Origin of the sequence: Rhizobium sp. Root1220 (assembly GCF_001426265.1) — a bacterium.
Lineage (GTDB): Bacteria > Pseudomonadota > Alphaproteobacteria > Rhizobiales > Rhizobiaceae > Rhizobium.
Genome location: NZ_LMDG01000036.1, coordinates 221,640 through 238,982, shown reverse-complemented (window position 1 = coordinate 238,982; position 17,343 = coordinate 221,640). Strand labels below are relative to the sequence as shown.

The window sequence follows — 17,343 nt, the reverse complement described above, 5'->3', positions numbered from 1 at the left end:
TTACAATTGCGTAATTAATCGGTTACAATTGCGTAACAATCGGCTGAGCCCATTGTTACATTCGGTGAACTATCTTACTTTCCCGGGCAATCGGTCTACAGAGACTCCGAAGCCTCCAGTCCAGGAAAGCACCGTCCCCCGTGTTCCTATCCTATTTCCCGAAACCGAAACTCTTCTTCACGTCAGCCGTGGTCTGGGCGCTTCTTGCCGTTCTGCTGTGGTATTTCGGAGGCTCCAGCCTGGGTTCTGTCATCGGTTTGCCGCCGCTGCCGCAAGGGCAGGATGCACCTATCGGCGCGTCGGTGTTCTGGTCGTCGCCGTTCCTGTGGTTCTACATCTACTACGTGGTCTTCGTTGCGCTGTTCGCAGGCTTCTGGTTCACCTACAGCCCACACCGCTGGCAGATGTGGTCGGTGCTCGGATCCGCACTGATCATCTTCAATACCTATTTCTCGGTGCAGGTCAGCGTTGCAATCAATGCCTGGTACGGACCGTTCTATGACCTGATCCAGCAGGCGCTGGCAAAGACGGCGCCGGTGACGGCTGCCCAGCTGTACCTCGGCATGCTTGGCTTTGCCGGCATCGCCTTCATCGCCATTACGGTGGGCGTGCTGAACCTGTTCTTCGTCAGCCATTGGATCTTCCGCTGGCGCACGGCAATGAACGAATACTACATGACTCATTGGCCGAAGCTGCGCCACATCGAAGGCGCCTCGCAGCGTGTTCAGGAAGACACGATGCGCTTTTCGTCCACAGTGGAAAGCCTCGGTGTCAGTCTCGTCAGCTCGGTCATGACGCTGATTGCCTTTCTGCCGGTGCTGTTCAAGATCGGCGCCAACATCACGGAGCTGCCGATCATCGGCAACATCCCGCACGCGCTCGTCTGGGCGGCGATCTTCTGGTCGATCTTCGGCACGGTTTTCCTGGGGTTCGTCGGCATCAAGCTGCCGGGACTGGAATTCCGCAACCAGCGTGTCGAGGCGTCCTATCGTAAGGAACTCGTCTACGGCGAAGACCATGCGGACCGCGCCACGCCACCGACGGTGGCCGAGCTGTTCGCCAATGTGCGGCGCAACTACTTCCGCCTCTATTTCCACTACATGTACTTCAACGTCGCCCGCATCTTCTACCTGCAAGCGGACAACCTGTTCAGCCTGATCGTGCTCGTCCCCTCGATCGTCGCCGGCAAACTGACGCTCGGCCTGCTGACGCAGATCAACAACGTCTTCGATCAGGTGCGCGGATCGTTCCAGTATCTCGTCAACTCATGGACGACGATCGTCGAGTTGCTTTCGATCTACAAGCGCCTTCGCACGTTCGAATCCGCGATCGACGGCGAGCCGCTGCCCGATATCGATCAGCGCTACCTGGAGCGCGACGGTGGCATCATCCACGCCGACGGCTAGCAAGCTGGTTCGGTTTTTAGATAACAGAACGCCGCGTATCGACAGAGATGCGCGGCGTTTTCGTTTGGGCACAGCGACGCGGCGTGCGGAGCGATTGGCTCCGCAACAGCGACTTCGTAAAAGAGGGAAGGGCAGGCAGTCTGTCTGGAGGTGGTTTTGTCAGGCTATCTGCCTGCCCGATTGCTTCGGTTTCCGGCTTACCCGACCCGGCAGGAGCGTCTCCCGGATCGATCTCGCCGGTGGATCGTCGGCTCTGACAGCTTGTGATCCACCCTCGCAACCATCATCGCACGCCGGATTTCGACCCGTGGAGGTTCCGGTTCGCGACTCGGCTCCCTGTGCGATGACGTCCAGAGTATGATCGCGGCTCTGCGGGCGTGGATGAAAATGTCGAAGAGTGAGGACTAGGCCATTGGGAAGGCTGGGAGATATTGTTTTCAAAGGCGATGAGCGTCCCCGCTTGGTGCAGGGTGGGGTGACACGTGCGCCGCTCGGCTTTCGCAAAAGATGCTAGCGCAGGCTACGCCTGATCACAGCCCCGACGCCTGCGTCTGCTGCAGTTTACCGCGCGCCTTGATGACGGGGATCGCTTCCGAATAGCTGACGCAGGCGACGTCCTGACGATGGCAGACATCGCTTACCAGCCGGTCGAGGGCGCGCCAGTAGGCGCCGCCGTTCATCTCGACGAAGTGGAAGCCGAGCTGCAGCGGGATGCGGCTGCCGGCGTACTGCTTGTCGAAGGCTTCCTTGAAGGCGACGTAGGCGCGGTCCTCGAACTCCCTGGTGTCGGCCCTGTCTTCCTCGCCCTTGGAATGGCGGACGAAGAGGTTGTAGTCCATCCCGATAACAGGCTTTTCGCGCGGGCCTTCGGGGATCAGCGGCAGGCCGAAGCGGATGATGCCATTTTCCTCGACCGGCATGGCCGGTCCCTTCGTCACGAGACTAGCATCATAAGTGAAGCCGGCTTTCTTCTCCGCCGAGATCATGTCGGAGCCAGCGGTGGCCGAGAGATAGGGTGCGCGAAAGCCATGAATGCCATGGTCGACCAGATCCTGCCAGCCTTCGGGCTCCGCGAGGTCGACACCCTTCCATGCATTTCTCAGCGTGGAGTGAAACGTCGCGTATTCCCGCGACCAGTCCGCCTCGCTCCACTGGCGTCCGTCGAAGTGTCCGCAGGCATGGCTCGAGATGTCGTGGCCTTCGAGATGGGCATGCCAGATGTTGCCGAGGCGATCGCGAATCTCGTCGTCGCTCTGGGCGAAGCCGACATTGGATCTGCCCGGTTTCTGGTGCGGCGCCTGGTATGCCTTCTTGGCGGTCTGGCTCATCAGGAAGGTGCAGGAAAGGAAATAGGTGAAGTGTGCGCCATTCTTCGCGGCCATCTCCCGGCTCTTTTGCCACAGCGCGTTGTCATGCGCGCCGTCGAAGGAAATCATCACCAGCTGCTTCGGCCGGTCGGAAGCCGTGGCCGAAGCAGGTATCAGAAGTGAAACGGCGAGGGAGGCCTGGAAAAAGGAACGAAACATGGGCACCGCGACAATTTGTTTGCGGCTTTCCTGTTACAGAATTGCGGCAAAGCTGCGGTGGCGCTGGTGTTTTTGCGTGCCTGCCGTTAAGTCAGGTAACGCACAGGAGGCGCATCCATGACATTGCTTATCGTCGGCATCATCCTTTTCCTAGGGCTTCATCTGTTGCGGGTCGTCGCACCGGTCCTTCGCCGGTCCATGATCGCGAGCCTCGGGGAGAACGGCTGGAAGATCGGCTACTCCATAGCGAGCATCCTGACGCTGATCCTGTTGATCTACGGTTTCGGTCAGGCGCGGCTGGTCACCGGCGTGCTTTACAATCCGCCGGTCTGGATGGCCCACATCGCGATCACGTTGATGCTGATCGCTATGATCTGTCTTGTCGCCTCGCTTTTGCCGGCGGGGCATATCGCGGTCAAGACCAAGCATCCGATGGTGCTGTCGGTGAAGATCTGGGCGCTTTCGCACCTGCTTGCCAATGGCGAAACCTCGTCGGTCCTGCTGTTCGGTGCCTTTTTGGGCTGGGGCGTCATCCTGCGGATTTCGCTGAAACGCCGTCAACGGGCAGGTGAAGTCACGCTGCGGCCGTTCGTTTCGGCGAAGTACGATCTCTATGCCGTGATCCTCGGCGCGGTCGCCTGGGCGCTGATCACTTTCAAGCTGCACGAACTCCTGATCGGCGTTTCCCCGTTGGTCATGTAACGAATCTTTCACATCCCCCTTACAACGGCCGCAAAATGGGGTAGAAGGCCCCACAATGTGCGTGCAACCCGCATGATCAGGCATATCCGTGGCTGGAGACGAGAATGGCATTCAACGACGACAGCTTCATTCGTGAAGTCAATGAGGAACTGCGTTCCGACCAGATGAAGGGCGCGTGGCGCCGGTTCGGGCGCTACCTGATTGCGCTCGCCGTTCTGGTCGTGCTCGGCACCGTCGGCTACAAGGTTTTCGAATACTGGGACGACAACCAGTCCTCCGGCACGGGCGATCAGTTCATCGCCGCCATGAAGCTTGCCGACGCGAACAAGAGCGACGAGGCGCTTGCGGCGCTCGACAAGCTGGAGAAGGATGGCCACGGAGCCTATCCGATCCTTGCTCGCATGCGCGCCGCCAGCGTGCTGGCGCAGAAGGGCGATACGGCTGGTGCCGTGGCCGCCTTCGACGTGATCGGCAAGGATGCCGCCGCTCCGCAGGCCATTCGCGATGCCGCCAAGATGCGCGCCGGCTGGCTGCTTATCGAAAACGGCACCTATGAGCAGGTCTCGGCACAGGTCGAGGAAATGGCCGTTCCCACCAACGCCTTCCGTCACTCCGCCCGCGAAGCGCTCGGCCTTGCCGCCTACAAGGCCGGCAACATGGCGCAGGCGCGCCAGTGGTACCAGGCGATCGCCGACGATGCGCAAAGCCCGCGCAATGTTGCCAATCGCGCCCAGATGATGCTTGATATCATTACCGCATCCGGCAAGGCGCCCGCCGCACAGGGCTGAGTTTAAGGAATTTTCATGAGCTTTACGGTCGCGATCGTCGGTCGCCCGAATGTCGGCAAGTCGACGCTTTTCAACCGGTTGGTTGGGAAGAAGTTGGCGCTGGTCGATGATACGCCCGGCGTCACCCGCGACCGCCGTCCCGGCGACGCGCGGCTCATGGGTCTCCACTTCACCATCATCGATACAGCCGGCCTCGAAAAGGCGGACGCGGAAAGCCTGCAGGGCCGCATGCGCGCCCAGACGGAAGCGGCGATCGACGAAGCGGATATTTCGCTGTTCGTGGTCGATGCCAAGTTTGGCCTGACGCCCGTCGACAAGGAACTGGCGGAGATGCTTCGCCGCCGCGGCAAGCCGGTGGTGCTGGTCGCCAACAAGTCGGAAGCCAAGGGCTCCGACAGCGGTTTCTACGATGCCTACACGATCGGCCTAGGCGAGCCGGTGCCGATCTCCGCCGAACACGGGCAGGGCATGCTTGACCTGCGCGATGCCATCGTTGCCGCGATCGGTGAAGAGCGCGCCTACCCGAAGGAAAAGGAAGACATCGCCATCACCAATGTCGATCTTCCGCAGGAGATGGAAGAGGACGAGGATTACGAGCCCGAATACGACGACACCAAGCCGCTGCGCGTGGCGATCATCGGTCGCCCGAATGCCGGCAAGTCGACGCTGATCAATCGTTTCCTCGGTGAAGACCGTCTGCTGACGGGTCCGGAAGCGGGTATCACCCGCGACAGCATCTCTGTTGAATGGGACTGGCGCGGCCGCACCATCAAGATGTTCGACACCGCCGGCATGCGCCGCAAGGCGCGCGTGACGGAAAAGCTGGAGAAGCTTTCCGTTGCCGACTCGCTGCGCTCGATCCGCTTTGCCGAAACCGTGGTCATCGTCTTCGATGCGACCATCCCGTTCGAAAAGCAGGACCTGCAGCTGGCCGACCTGGTGATCCGCGAAGGCCGCGCCGCCGTGCTCGCCTTCAACAAGTGGGACCTGATCGAGGACCAGCAGGCGGTGCTTGCGGATCTTCGCGAAAAGACCGAGAGACTGCTGCCGCAGGCGCGTGGCATCCGCGCCGTGCCGATCTCCGGCCAGACCGGTCGCGGTCTCGACAAGCTGATGCAGGCGATCATCGACACCGACATGGTGTGGAACAAGCGCATCTCGACGTCAAAGCTCAACCGCTGGCTCGATTCGGTGACGACGCAGCATCCGCCACCGGCCGTCTCCGGCCGCCGCTTGAAGCTCAAGTACATGACGCAGGTCAAGGCGCGCCCGCCGGCCTTCATGATCTCCTGCACGCGCTCCGATTCGCTGCCGGAATCCTATACGCGCTACCTGATCAACAGCCTGCGCACGGATTTCAACCTACCGAGCGTGCCGATCCGCATCCTCTATCGCGAGAAGGAAAATCCTTACGAGTCGAAGAGCGGTGGACGCAGGCGCCCGAACAACGATCGTTGAATGAGAATGGGGTGCCGCCTGCGGGCGGTGCTTGCCGCTGGTTGCCGGGATGAGAGGTTTTCCTCTGCCGGATCCGCCAGCGTTGCAAGTCTCTCGGTCAGCCTGGCGTCAACCGCCAAAATAATAAATCGGCTCGCGCGTCAATTCTCCGTTGCCGATGTGGCCGTAGACGTCGTTTCCAAGCATCCAGTAAGTAATAGACTGCGTTTCCATGGAGAATATGTAATCTCCGGAGACCCAATGCTGCGCCTTGTTGCCTGAAATAGGATACAGGTGTTCGCCGGCCTGATACATGACCGCCTTGTGCGATCTGTAATCGTATAGATAACGTTCGCCGGCCATTTCACCTTCCGATTCTACTAGAATCAGAATCTCATGGCGGCGCCGTTATGTCTAATAGTACTATTTTAATATATCTTAATTCCGTTCGTTTCTGGTGAGGGACAGCTAGCTGGTATCGGCTGACGGTGATGTGGTCCATCCGGCAAACAGAAAAGCCAAAGCGAGTGCGTCCGCGAAGCCAACGGGTCCTTCCGTAAAGGGGCCACGGCACAAAAAGTGCAGCGGCAATGTCGAAAAGGTCCGTGGCCGAACGTCTTAGGATTGTAGCGCTGTTGACGGCCAGTCTCCGGCGCTCGCATGATCGATTGTCGGCACGGGAGGTTACGTGGCCATGAGCATGTCCTATCGTTGGGTCATTGTCGGTGTGGGTGCATTGATGACGTGTGTTGCGCTTGGCGCAATGTTCTCGCTGGCAATCTTCCAGGAGCCCATTGCGACGGCGACCGGCTGGTCGCATGTCGGCATTGCCAGCGCAATGACCCTCAATTTCATCGTCATGGGTATCGGCGGGTTCGTTTGGGGGGCCGCAAGCGACCGTTTCGGCCCGCGTATTGTCGTCCTGATCGGCTCGGTGCTTCTCGGGCTTGCACTTGTGTTGGCAAGCCGTGCCGAGACGCTTCTGCAGTTTCAGCTGACCTATGGCATCCTTGTCGGTCTGGCGGCCAGCACGTTTTTCGCGCCGATGATTGCGGCAACCACCGCCTGGTTCGATGAGAACCGCGGTCTTGCCGTGTCGCTCGTCTCCGCCGGCATGGGCGTCGCGCCGATGACGATCTCGCCGTTTGCCCGCTGGCTGATAACAGCTTACGACTGGCGCCCTGCCATGCTGATCATCGGTATCGGGGCATGGGTCCTGCTGGTGCCAGCGGCCCTGCTCGTGCGACGGCGGCCCGCCGAGACGGTTGGCGATGCGGCGGCAGACAGCCCGACGCAGAATGCGCCAACGCCCTTGTCGCAAGTGTTTCGCTCGCCGCAGTTCATCGTGTTGGGCTTGACCTTCTTTGCGTGCTGCGCGGCGCATTCAGGCCCGATCTTCCATATGGTGAACTATGCAACGATCTGCGGTGTCGCGCCGATGGCGGCGGTCAGCATCTATAGCGTCGAGGGACTGGCAGGGCTTGGCGGCCGGCTTTTCTATGGCGCGCTTTCGGACCGGATTGGCGTGAAACCGGTCCTGGTCGGTGGCCTGCTGGTGCAGGCGTTGGCACTCGCCAGCTATCTTTTCGTCAGCCAACTCGGCGAGTTCTATGCGTTGGCAGTGATTTTCGGGAGCGCCTATGGCGGTGTCATGCCGCTCTACGCGGTGCTGGCGAGAGAGTACTTCGGACCCCGCATCATCGGTACGGTGTTCGGCGCTGCCACGATGCTTTCCAGCATTGGGATGGCGTTCGGTCCGCTGATCGGCGGCTGGATCTTCGATACCTTCGCCAACTACTCCTGGCTTTTCATCGGCTCGGCGATGGTCGGTCTTGGTGCAGCGGCGATTGCACTCGCATTTCCGGCCCTGCCTCGCGAAGCGAATCGGCCGGTGCTCGGTGCATCCCCGACATAAGCTTTTATCGCAATGGCGACCGGACCGGCGTCAATCATCTCGCCGGTCCGGATGCTACTCAAGCTATGCCGCTGTCTCCGCGTCGCCGAGCTTCTTGCTCTTCGGCAGCGACTTTGCGGCAAAATTCCAGGCCTTTTTCCATTTCGGCGTAATGACGCCGTTGGCGGCGCGAATGTTCGTGATGAACTGCTGTGTCGCCGCTTCCCAGGAATATTGAACGGCAAGCTCGCGCGCTTTGTCGCGCGAGCAGGAAAGGGCATCCAGGCAAGCGGCGCGCAGGTCCGCGTTCAGTGCGCCGACCTCGCTGTCCTCGCCGATGATGTCGAGCGGACCCGTAACGGGATAGGCCGCAACGGGGACGCCCGAGGCAAGCGCCTCCAGAATGGTGTTGCCGAAGGTATCGGTCAGGGATGGGAACACAAAGACATCCGCCTGGGCGTAGATTTTTGCCAATTCCTCGCCGAACTTCAGACCGGTGAAGAGGACGTTCGGATAGCGTTTTTCGAGCTCGGCGCGGGCCGGTCCGTCGCCGACGACAACCATCGAGCCAGGCAGGTCGAGGTCCAGGAAAGCCGGCAGGTTCTTCTCCAATGCGACACGGCCGACGGTCATGAAGATCGGACGCGGCCGATCGAAGGGGGTGTCGTCAAGCGGCATCGGGTGAAACTGGTTGGCGTCGATGCCGCGGCTCCAGGGCATCAGGTTGCGGATACCTTTTTGGGAGAGTTCCTGGGCGAGGCTCGGCGTGGCAACCATGCATCCGGCGCCTGAGTTGTGGAACCACCTCACGAAGGCATAGAGCCAGTGCCTCGGGATGGGCAGTCGGGCGGCGACATACTCGGGGAAGCGGGTGTGATAGCTGGTCGAGAACGGCATGCGGTTCTTCAGGCACCAGCGCCGCGCCCTCAACCCCAAAGGGCCCTCGGTGGCGATGTGTACATAGGATGGCCTGTGTTTCTCGATTTCCGCGGCGACACTGCCGTAGCTCGCGATCGACAGACGGATTTCCGGATAGGTGGGGCACGGGATGTTCCTGAAGCCTTGCGGCGTCACCATCGCGACCTCGATCCCCATCCTTGCAAGTTCTCGGTTGGTGTTTTCGATCGAGCGCACGACGCCGTTTACCTGCGGATGCCAGGCATCGCTGACGATCACCAGCCGCTCGTGTTTGCCTGGCGGCAATGCGGCGGCATTCTCATCGTCGGGAATGTTCGGCAGACGTGGCAGCATGACCCGACTTCCATCCGCGCCGTTATCCGGAAAAAGGCGGCGCATAGCTCCGGGCGGGTGCCGGACGATCGATTCCCGCTGTCCTTTAGTCTGCGGGGCAACGATGACGGGAATATTACACTGCCTTCAGGCGTGACGGGACAACACCCGCCACGCGGCAATGACTGCGGCTTCGGAGGTTATGGCCTTTCCAAACCGAGCTTTTCCCTGGCGATCAACGCACCGTGCTCGCTGACAACGCGGGCGGCTACCCTTGCCGCGAAGCGCGCTGCCGAAGGGGCATCTGCGGTCTCCAGGTAGCGGGCGAGGAACGCGCCGTTGAAACTGTCGCCGGCGCTGGTGGTATCGATAACCTGGAGCACTTTTTCGGCCGGGACAAAGGTTTCGATACCGTCGAAGTTCAGGGTTGCACCTTCAGCGCCGTTCTTCACCAGGACGTGTGCCGCGCCGAGCGCACGATAGCGGTCGATGGTAGCTTCGATGGTAGAGTCGCCGAAATGCGCGGTTTCGTCATCGAAGCTCGGCATGACGAGGGTCGATGCGCGTGCTCCCTCGCTGATCGTCGCGTGCATCTCGTCGTAGCTAGACCAGAGACGCGGCCGGATGTTGGGATCGAAGACCACCAGCTTGCCGGCGGCCTTTGCGCGGCGGACTTCGGCAAGCAGCGTATCGGCGTGGTCGCGCGACAGAATAGCAAGCGTGATGCCGGAGAAATAGACCACGTCACTGAGCTCGATTGCCTCGCGCAGAAAATCCGGGTCGGCCGCGAGCTGGCGGGCCGCGGAACTGTCCCGCCAATAGCTGAACGATCGTTCGCCATTCTTGAGGCTGATCATGTAAAGGCCGGGAGCCTTGCCCTTGATGCGGCGGATCAGGCTGGTGCCGATGCCGGCATCCCTGAAAAAGGCGATCATCTCATCGGACATCGCATCGTCGCCCAGCGCGGTGCAATAGTCGACGGACCACTCCGACGATAGGCAGCACCGGGCATACCAGGCGGTATTCAGCGTATCGCCGGCAAAGCCTTTGCGCAAAAGGCCCGCACCGGCCTGCGAGAGCTCCACCATGCATTCACCGATTGACAGAAAACGTCCGCTCAAACCCTTGCCTCCTCTGATTTTCCGCGTTTCGCTGATACGCGCAGAGAGGAGCGGTGACAAGCGCATACGTCGCGGGGAACGGCGAGCTTGATTGTCCCAGGCCTGCGATCTGCCGGGCAAAAAGCGCCAGCGCGGTTGTCTTTTGCGATGTGCGCTTTAGTCTGACTGCGATTCAAATCGCGCGGGGAACTACAACAGATGGGATTGCAGGTGAGCGGGAATGCGGATTGGTGGCGCGGCGCCGTTATCTATCAGGTCTACCCACGGTCGTTTCAGGACACCAACGGTGACGGGCTCGGCGATCTCAGGGGGATCACCCGCAGGCTGCCGCATATCGCCAGTCTTGGCGTGGATGCAATCTGGCTGTCACCCTTCTTCAAGTCGCCGATGGCCGACATGGGCTACGACGTTTCGGACTATTGCGACGTCGACCCGATCTTCGGGACGCTTGCCGATTTCGACGAGATGATGGCGGCGGCCCACGCGCTTGGCATCAAGGTGGTCATCGACCAGGTTATTTCGCACACGGCGGATGCCCACCCCTGGTTCGTCGAGAGCCGTTCAAGCCGAACCAATCCCAAGGCCGACTGGTACGTCTGGGCGGACCCTAAGCCCGATGGCACGGCGCCGAACAACTGGCTGTCGATTTTCGGCGGGCCGGGTTGGGAATGGGACGGCGTGCGCCGGCAATACTACCAACACAATTTCCTGACCTCGCAGCCGGACCTCAATTTTCACAGCAAGGAAGTTCAGGACGCGCTGCTGGCGACGGTGAAATTCTGGCTGGACCGCGGCGTCGACGGTTTCCGGCTCGATACCGTGAACTATTATTTCTGCGACAAGCTGCTGCGCGACAACCCCCCGCACGAACCGGATACCAGCGATGGCGGGCTCGATGCGCCCGATTCCAACCCGTATGGCATGCAGAACCACCTCTACGACAAGACCCAGCCAGAAAACATCGGCTTCCTCAGGCGCTTCCGTGCGCTGCTCGACCGGTACGAGGGGCGTACCACCGTTGGCGAAGTAGGGGATGGGGCACGTTCGTTGAAGACTGTCGCTGCTTACACCAGCAACGGCGACAAGCTGCACATGTGCTATACCTTCGACCTGCTCGGGCCGGAATTCACCGCAGCGCATATCCGCAATTGCGTCGATGCCTTCCAGAAAGCCGTTGTGGATGGATGGGTGTGCTGGGCTTTCTCCAACCACGACGTCAACCGCCACGTGAGCCGTTTCGCCAAGACGGTGGAGGAGAGGCCAATCATCGCCAAGCTGGCGATCTCGGTGCTTGCAGCATTGCGTGGATCGATCTGCCTCTACCAAGGCGAGGAACTGGGCTTGCCGGAGGCCGAGCTTGCCTTCGAGGATCTGCGCGATCCCTACGGCATCCGTTTCTGGCCGGCCTTCAAGGGACGCGACGGGTGCCGCACGCCGATGCCATGGGAGGCTGCAAAGGCGCATGCGGGTTTTACGACAGCGGAGAAATCCTGGCTGCCGGTGCCCTACGAGCAGGCCGCCCTTTCCGTTGATACGCAGGAAAACGACCAGCATTCGGTGCTCAACCATTACCGGGAGACTCTCGCCTTCCGCAAACATCACCCGTCGCTGCATGACGGCACGATGGAGTTCATCGAAACCAATCAGGATCTGCTGGCGTTCACGCGAACGAAGGACAGCGAGACGTTACTTTTCGTATTCAACCTGACGCGACAGCCGGCGATGTTCCGATTGCCGGTCGGCATGGTGATCGGCGAGCGGCTGGCGATGCCGGGGGCAGGCGGGACGGCAGCAGCGGGTTCAGTCAAGGTCGGGGCACTGGATGGCTTTTGTGCTCGCATCGACGTCTCGCCCGGCCCATGACGCTTTGATCCGAGCCAGAAGATGCGGTAGCGGCGATATGGATCGCCGGCCTGTCCTATTTGCAGCCCCTTGGAAATCGCTCCGATTCAAGGCAAAATCATCTCGCGCCAGCATTTCAGGGGGACGCTGATGGAAAACCACGAGCCGTTTTTACGGGAAGCGATTGCGCTCTCGAAATCCGCGATGGAACACGGCGACGAACCGTTTGGCTCGGTTCTGGTGAAGGAAGGTGAAGTAATCCTGCGCGCCGAAAACAGCGTCTACACCGGCCACGATATGACGAACCATGCCGAGATGAACCTGATCAGACTGGCAGCGCGGCAATACGACACTGCCTCTCTGGCTGACTGCACGCTCTACACCAGCACGGAGCCGTGCGCGATGTGCTCCGGGGCGATCTACTGGTCGGGCATCGGGCGAATGGTGTTTGCGTGCTCGGAAGTGCGGCTTGGCGAGATCGCAGGGATCGGATTGAACGTGCCGAGCCGGGCTGTGCTGCAAACCGGCGCGCGCATCGTCACCGTGGTTGGCCCCACGAACCTCGAAGACGAATCCGCCGAAGTCCATCATGAATTCTGGCCGAAGCATCTGGGTAAGGCTTAGATCAACGCCGGAAGATGGTGATTGCGGCAATATAGATCGCCGAGGTGAGATACTCGGACGCCTGTCGTCTGCTCCGTGCCGCTTCCGTTGTCTATCCAATGAGCGCAAATTTGTCGACGTCGACCATTCCCATATCGGATATCTTCAGGTGCGGGATGACCGGCAGTGGCAGGAAGGCGACCTGAAGGAATGGCTCCTCGAGCGTCGTACCCAGCGCATAGGCCGATTTTCGCAGATCGTGGAGCGTATCGCGAACCGTCTCGTAGGGTTCCAGGCTCATCAGGCCGGCAATCGGCAGGGCGATTTCGCCGGTGACCTTGCCGTCCTCGACGACGACAAAGCCCCCGTTGATCTCGCCGAGGCGGTTGGCGGCCAAGGCCATGTCATCCTCGCTGACGCCGACGATGCAGATGTTGTGGCTGTCATGGCCGACCGTGGAGGCGATCGCGCCTTTCTTCAGGCCGAAGCCCTGAACGAATCCGTTGGCGTGGTTGCCGTTCTTGCCGTGCCGCTCGATGACGGCGACCTTGATGATATCGTTGGCAAGGTCCACGGCTGTCTGGTTGCCCTTGACCGGCAGGCGATAGCGGCGATGCTCGGTGATAATCTTGCCGGGCATGACGCCGATAACCGGCGTTTCTCCGTCGGCAACGGGTACACCGAAATGGGCGGCGTTGACTGTGCGCGCCTTGACACTGTCGAGGCCGACCGGCGATATCGGTTTGCGGGTGGCGAAGAGTTCGGTCGTGACGCGGCGTCCGGCCGCGAAGACCATTTCCGCCTTGCAATTTCCCAGGCTGTCGATGACGACAAGGTCGGCGCGCCAGCCGGGCGCGACAAGACCGCGGTCGCTCAGGCGAAAGGCGCGAGCAGCCGAGATCGACGCGGCGCGATACACAGCGAGCGGCTCCACACCGTTTTTGATCGCGGTGCGGATCATGTAGTCGAGGTGGCCCTGCTCGGCGATATCGAGCGGGTTGCGGTCGTCGGTGCAGAGCGCCAGATAGGGGGACAGGCGCTCAGTGATGATAGGCGTCAGGGCGGCCAGATCCTTGGAGACGGAGCCCTCGCGCACGAGGATGTGCATACCCTTGCGGATCTTCTCCAGGGCTTCTTCGGCCGTGGTGCATTCGTGCTCGGTGCGGATGCCGACGGCGAGGTAGCCGTTGAGATCCTTGCCTCTGAGCAAGGGCGCATGACCGTCGATATGGTCGCCTTGGAAGGCCTCGAGCTTGGCCAGACAGATCGGATCCTTGTGGATCACGCCCGGGAAGTTCATGAACTCGGCCAGACCGATGACCTTCGGGTGGTCGCGGAAGGGCAGCAGCTTTTCGATCGGCAGGTCGGCGCCTGACGTCTCTAGGTGGGTGGCCGGTACGCAGGAGGAGAGCTGGACGCGGATGTCCATGATCGTCTCCAGCGCCGAATCCAGGAAATACTGGATGCCTTCCGTGCCGAGGACGTTGGCGATCTCGTGCGGATCGCAGACGACTGTGGTGACGCCGTAAGGCAGGACACAGCGGTCGAATTCGTGCGGGGTAACGAGCGAGGATTCGATGTGCAGGTGGGTATCGATAAAGCCGGGTACGATAATCCGGCCCGATATGTCGATTTCCGTCACGCCTTCGTAACTGCCGCAAGTGCCGACGATGCTATCGCCGCAGATGGCAATATCGGACTGTACCAAATCACCGGTCACCAGATCGAAAAAGCGCCCGCCTTTCAGGACGATATCGGCTGGCTCGCGGCCGGTTCCCTGGTCGATGAGACGTTCGAGCTTGGCGGTCATGGGCTTCCTCGTTCTGCACGTTTGGTGGACTATAGCCCATGCGCGCGGCAAAGCGAGGCTGGCCGAGGCACGTGCGCACGGCGTCCACAAACGAAAACCGGGCGCCGATGAGGGCGCCCGGTCGATTGCCTGTCTAAAGCCCTGTGCCTATTCGGCCGGGACGATCTTGCCGGCTTCCCACTTGTAAAGCGCGAAGCTCTGCGAGGAGAGGTCGCCGCTTTCGCCGTATGTCAGCTTGCCGATGGCCGTTGAGACGGGTTCGCCGGCCTTGAGCGCCGTTGCGACAGCTTCAGCGTCTTCGGCGCTGCCGGCCTTTTCGATGCCGGCCTTGATGACTTCCACGGCGGCATAAGCGTTCAATGTAAAGGCTTCCGCCGGGATTCCCTTGGCCGAGAGTGCGTCGGCTGCAGCCTTGGAGTCCGGGCTCTTGGTCGCGTCCATCGCGTTGGTGAAGACGGTGCCGGCGGCGGCGTCGGTGCCGATGTTCCAGAACTCGCTGTTGGAAAGGCCGTCGCCGCCGATGATTGTTGCGTTGACAGAGAGGTCATGCAACTGGCGGGCAAGCAGGCCGCCTTCCGGGTGGTAGCCGCCGAAGTAGACAACGTCCACCTTCTCGGCCTTGAGACGGGTGGTCAGCGCGCTGAAGTCCTTGTCGCCCGGGCTGAGTGCGTCGTCGAGGACTTCCTTCATGCCGCCGGCGTTCAGCGTGGCCTTAAAGCTGTCGGCAAGACCTTTGCCGTAGGCACCCTTGTCGTTGATGATCGCGACGCGCTTGTCCTTGAAGTTCTTCAGGACGTAGTTGGCTGCGACTTCGGCCTGCTGGTCATCGCGGCCGCAGGTGCGCAGAACGTTGGCGAGGCCACGCTTCGTCAGGTCCGGCGCTGTGGCGGTCGGGGTGACCATCAGCACGCCATTCTCGGCCAGCACGTCGGAGGCCGGAATGGCAACGCCTGACGTCACCGGGCCGACCACGAAACGGATACCGTCGCCGACGATCTGGTTCGCGGCGGAAACCCCCTGCTTGGGCTCGCCAGCGTCGTCGGCATATTTCAGGACGACCTTCTCGCCCAGAATGCCGCCCTTCTTGTTGATTTCGTCGACAGCAGCCTGGGCGCCGTTCTTCACCTGATCGCCATAAGCAGCGACCGGGCCGGTCAGCGGTGCGATCAGGCCGATGGTGATGTCCGCGTGGGCGAGCGGCGCGAAAGCGAGGGAGGCAACCAGCGTCGCTCCCGACAATGACTTCAGCTTCATTTTCTATCTCCTTGGGTGGGGTTTCTAACCCGCGACTTCTCTGCCGAAGCGACGAACCCAGGTCGTACAACAGCCCTCATGGGGATGCGCCAAGAGACGACGGATTGCGCGCGGCAAATGCAGCCCACTGCCATGTTTGGCTTCGAGGGATGCACGGCAAGTTTCTTAGGAATTTACCGAGGTTTACGCAAGAAGATAAAAAAATGAGGCCCGATTTTGCCATATCGACAAAAACGGGCCTTGGTTGTGGCGGTTTAGATGTTGTTTTGCAGAATCTCGCGCAGTTTGCCGAACAGCTCGTCGATATGGTGCTTCTCGATGATCAATGGCGGTGACAGGGCAATGATGTCGCCCGTGGTGCGGATCAGCAGGCCCTTCTCGTAGGCCTTCAGGAAGGCCGTGAAGGCACGCTTGGTCGGTTCGCCGGCGATCGGGTCGAGCTCGATGGCGCCGATCAGGCCGGTATTGCGGATGTCGATGACGTTGGGGCAATCCTTCAGCGAATGCAGTCCGTCGGCCCAGTAGTCGGCAAGCTCGGCGGCGCGCGTCAGCAGACCTTCTTCCTTGTAGGTGTCGAGCGTCGCAAGAGCCGCGGCGGAGGCGATGGGGTTGCCGGAATAGGTGTAGCCGTGCATGAACTCGATCATGTGCTCGGGACCGGTCATGAAGGCGTCGTGGATCTCGGAGGTGACAAAGACGGCGCCCATCGGGATGACGCCGTTGGTCAGGCCCTTGGCGGTGGTGATCATGTCTGGCTTGACGTCGTAGTATTGGGCGGCGAACGGGGCGCCGAGGCGACCGAAACCGGTGATGACTTCATCGAAGATCAACAGGATGCCGTGCTTGGTGCAGATCTCGCGGAGCTTCTGCAGATAGCCCTTCGGCGGGATGAGGACACCGGTCGAGCCTGCAACCGGCTCGACGATGACGGCCGCGATGGTTGAGGCGTCATGGAGCGTGACGATGCGCTCGAGTTCGGTTGCGATATCGCCGCCATGCTCCGGCTCGCCACGGGTGAAGCGGTTCTTGTCGGGCTGATGGGTGTGCGGCATATGGTCGACGCCGGTCAGCAGCGTCCCGAACATCTTGCGGTTGGAGACGATGCCACCGACGGAGATACCGCCGAAATTGACGCCGTGGTAGCCGCGCTCGCGCCCGATCAAGCGGAAGCGCGAGCCGTTTCCCTTCACGCGGTGATAGGCCAGCGCCACCTTCAGCGCGGTCTCGACCGACTCCGAACCGGAATTGGTGAAGAGGACGTGGTCCAGGCCATCGGGTGCGATGTCGACGAGGCGGTTAGCGAGCTCGAAGGCCTTGGGATGGGCAAGCTGGAAGGCCGGAGCATAGTCAAGTTCGCCGGCCTGCTGGGCGATCGCCTCGGTGATCTTGGGGCGGCAGTGGCCGGCGTTGACGCACCAGAGACCCGCCGTACCGTCCAGCACCTGACGACCGTCATGGGTCGTGTAGTACATGTCCTTGGCGCCGACGAACATGCGTGGCTCCTTCTTGAACTGGCGGTTTGCCGTAAACGGCATCCAGAAGGCGCGAAGATCGTTCGGTGCATTGAGGCGGTTGGACATGCTGTTCTCCTGGCCGCTGAGTGGCCGTTCCCGGGCGGTTTGGGCCCATATTTTTACTGCCCGGTCAAATTATCAGGGCTTCCCAAGGCGTCAACGGGAAATGTCCCGGAAACCGCACCTCGCCGCGGTGACCGTGTCGCTTCTGCCGGG

Annotated in this window: 13 protein-coding genes and 1 pseudogene; 7 read left to right on the top strand and 7 right to left on the bottom strand. The window is 61.1% G+C overall.

The window, feature by feature from the left end; all coding sequences use genetic code 11:
• The first annotated feature begins 140 nt into the window (after positions 1–140).
• The gene (sbmA, locus tag ASC90_RS25895; RefSeq protein WP_056547046.1) at positions 141–1,406 is read left to right on the top strand and encodes a peptide antibiotic transporter SbmA; all 1,266 of its coding nucleotides are present in this window, start codon (positions 141–143) and stop codon (positions 1,404–1,406) included.
• A gap of 530 nt (positions 1,407–1,936) precedes the next feature.
• Here the strand turns inward: sbmA and ASC90_RS25890 are convergent.
• Positions 1,937–2,932 carry a hypothetical protein gene (locus ASC90_RS25890; protein ID WP_056547042.1) on the bottom strand — a complete coding sequence of 332 codons (996 nt, stop codon included), beginning with the start codon at positions 2,930–2,932 and terminating at the stop codon, positions 1,937–1,939.
• A 117-nt stretch (positions 2,933–3,049) separates the two neighbouring features.
• Here ASC90_RS25890 and ASC90_RS25885 point away from each other — a divergent pair, with 117 nt between their 5' ends.
• The 3 genes from ASC90_RS25885 to der all read left to right on the top strand — a co-directional run bounded on the left by ASC90_RS25885 (position 3,050) and on the right by der (position 5,880).
• The gene (locus ASC90_RS25885; protein WP_056547040.1) at positions 3,050–3,634 is read left to right on the top strand and encodes an NnrU family protein; all 585 of its coding nucleotides are present in this window, start codon (positions 3,050–3,052) and stop codon (positions 3,632–3,634) included.
• 104 nt (positions 3,635–3,738) lie between these two features.
• Positions 3,739–4,422 (top strand): tetratricopeptide repeat protein, encoded by a 684-nt coding sequence (locus ASC90_RS25880; RefSeq protein ID WP_056547037.1) that lies wholly within the window; start codon positions 3,739–3,741, stop codon positions 4,420–4,422.
• 15 nt (positions 4,423–4,437) lie between these two features.
• Entirely contained in the window at positions 4,438–5,880 is a 1,443-nt protein-coding gene (gene der, locus ASC90_RS25875; protein ID WP_056547033.1) for a ribosome biogenesis GTPase Der, read from the top strand.
• 108 nt (positions 5,881–5,988) lie between these two features.
• Here der and ASC90_RS25870 read toward each other — a convergent pair whose 3' ends face one another.
• Positions 5,989–6,222, bottom strand: coding sequence for a hypothetical protein (locus tag ASC90_RS25870; protein ID WP_056547030.1), 234 nt, complete (start codon positions 6,220–6,222; stop codon positions 5,989–5,991).
• Positions 6,223–6,553: 331 nt separating this feature from the next.
• Between ASC90_RS25870 and ASC90_RS25865 the strand changes: the two genes are divergently transcribed.
• Positions 6,554–7,774, top strand: a complete 1,221-nt coding sequence (locus ASC90_RS25865; protein ID WP_056547026.1) for an MFS transporter — start codon at positions 6,554–6,556, stop codon at positions 7,772–7,774.
• Positions 7,775–7,837: 63 nt separating this feature from the next.
• Here ASC90_RS25865 and ASC90_RS25860 read toward each other — a convergent pair.
• Positions 7,838–8,938, bottom strand: a pseudogene (locus tag ASC90_RS25860) (glycosyltransferase family 1 protein); the annotation flags it as partial.
• Positions 8,939–9,183: 245 nt separating this feature from the next.
• A complete protein-coding gene (locus ASC90_RS25855) occupies positions 9,184–10,104 on the bottom strand; it encodes a sugar kinase (protein ID WP_056547020.1) in 921 nt (306 codons plus the stop codon).
• Positions 10,105–10,302: 198 nt separating this feature from the next.
• Between ASC90_RS25855 and ASC90_RS25850 the strand changes: the two genes are divergently transcribed.
• Both ASC90_RS25850 and ASC90_RS25845 read left to right on the top strand, forming a co-directional pair.
• Positions 10,303–11,967, top strand: a complete 1,665-nt coding sequence (locus ASC90_RS25850) for an alpha-glucosidase family protein (protein ID WP_056547016.1) — start codon at positions 10,303–10,305, stop codon at positions 11,965–11,967.
• Between the two features lie 129 nt (positions 11,968–12,096).
• On the top strand, positions 12,097–12,570 hold the full coding sequence (locus ASC90_RS25845) for a nucleoside deaminase (protein ID WP_056547284.1): 474 nt from the start codon (positions 12,097–12,099) through the stop codon (positions 12,568–12,570).
• A 91-nt stretch (positions 12,571–12,661) separates the two neighbouring features.
• On the opposite strand, the gene ade is transcribed toward ASC90_RS25845, so the two are convergent.
• The 3 genes from ade to ASC90_RS25830 form a co-directional block, all read right to left on the bottom strand.
• Positions 12,662–14,359: an adenine deaminase gene (ade, locus tag ASC90_RS25840; RefSeq protein ID WP_056547013.1), complete on the bottom strand. Its 1,698-nt coding sequence runs from the start codon at positions 14,357–14,359 to the stop codon at positions 12,662–12,664.
• Between the two features lie 147 nt (positions 14,360–14,506).
• The gene (locus tag ASC90_RS25835; RefSeq protein ID WP_056547010.1) at positions 14,507–15,613 is read right to left on the bottom strand and encodes a branched-chain amino acid ABC transporter substrate-binding protein; all 1,107 of its coding nucleotides are present in this window, start codon (positions 15,611–15,613) and stop codon (positions 14,507–14,509) included.
• Between the two features lie 254 nt (positions 15,614–15,867).
• Complete coding sequence (locus ASC90_RS25830; RefSeq protein WP_056547008.1) at positions 15,868–17,193, bottom strand: aspartate aminotransferase family protein; 1,326 nt, start codon at positions 17,191–17,193, stop codon at positions 15,868–15,870.
• Between the last annotated feature and the right edge of the window lie 150 nt (positions 17,194–17,343).

What these genes read in the sequence shown, in the direction of transcription:
- ASC90_RS25890 (WP_056547042.1), bottom strand. Translation starts at nt 2,932, where the DNA reads ATGTTTCGTTCCTTTTTCCAGGCCTCCCTCGCCGTTTCACTTCTGATA.
- ASC90_RS25885 (WP_056547040.1), top strand. Translation starts at nt 3,050, where the DNA reads ATGACATTGCTTATCGTCGGCATCATCCTTTTCCTAGGGCTTCATCTG.
- ASC90_RS25880 (WP_056547037.1), top strand. Translation starts at nt 3,739, where the DNA reads ATGGCATTCAACGACGACAGCTTCATTCGTGAAGTCAATGAGGAACTG.
- der (WP_056547033.1), top strand. Translation starts at nt 4,438, where the DNA reads ATGAGCTTTACGGTCGCGATCGTCGGTCGCCCGAATGTCGGCAAGTCG.
- ASC90_RS25870 (WP_056547030.1), bottom strand. Translation starts at nt 6,222, where the DNA reads ATGGCCGGCGAACGTTATCTATACGATTACAGATCGCACAAGGCGGTC.
- ASC90_RS25865 (WP_056547026.1), top strand. Translation starts at nt 6,554, where the DNA reads ATGAGCATGTCCTATCGTTGGGTCATTGTCGGTGTGGGTGCATTGATG.
- ASC90_RS25850 (WP_056547016.1), top strand. Translation starts at nt 10,303, where the DNA reads ATGGGATTGCAGGTGAGCGGGAATGCGGATTGGTGGCGCGGCGCCGTT.
- ASC90_RS25845 (WP_056547284.1), top strand. Translation starts at nt 12,097, where the DNA reads ATGGAAAACCACGAGCCGTTTTTACGGGAAGCGATTGCGCTCTCGAAA.
- ade (WP_056547013.1), bottom strand. Translation starts at nt 14,359, where the DNA reads ATGACCGCCAAGCTCGAACGTCTCATCGACCAGGGAACCGGCCGCGAG.
- ASC90_RS25835 (WP_056547010.1), bottom strand. Translation starts at nt 15,613, where the DNA reads ATGAAGCTGAAGTCATTGTCGGGAGCGACGCTGGTTGCCTCCCTCGCT.
- ASC90_RS25830 (WP_056547008.1), bottom strand. Translation starts at nt 17,193, where the DNA reads ATGTCCAACCGCCTCAATGCACCGAACGATCTTCGCGCCTTCTGGATG.